We start from the raw sequence: 333 nt of genomic DNA on the forward strand, positions 1-333 counted from the left end.
ATTTTATTTATTCTCCAAATGGATCATCTTCTGCTTTACATAAATTTCGTAAATGCTCCAGAGCTTTCTTAATCTTATTGAAATTCGTAGGGTCTGATTTTAGATAATATAAAAATATCTCAGTTACCACGGTTGAGTTATTTTCCTCTTCTTCAAAACTATAGTAGTTCCTGCTTTCAAAATGAAAATATTGCCCTGTTTGCTGTTGTTCATAATAATTGTGCTTTATTTTTACTTTCTCCGTTTTTAATATGTAGGCTTTTTGAATTTCTTTTTTCTTTGATGAATTAGAAGTCAAAACAATTTTTATCCTTCCGCAGTTCTCTTTTTCAG

The 333-nt window shown here is 29.1% G+C and carries 1 protein-coding gene; it reads right to left on the reverse strand.

Annotated elements, in window-relative coordinates; all coding sequences use genetic code 11:
* Window positions 1–7 precede the first annotated feature (7 nt).
* A partial coding sequence (locus IU405_RS00825) for a hypothetical protein (RefSeq protein ID WP_197436747.1) occupies window positions 8–333 on the reverse strand: 326 nt, incomplete at its 5' end.

It is taken from the genome of Polaribacter sp. BAL334, assembly GCF_015767435.1.
GTDB lineage: Bacteria > Bacteroidota > Bacteroidia > Flavobacteriales > Flavobacteriaceae > Polaribacter.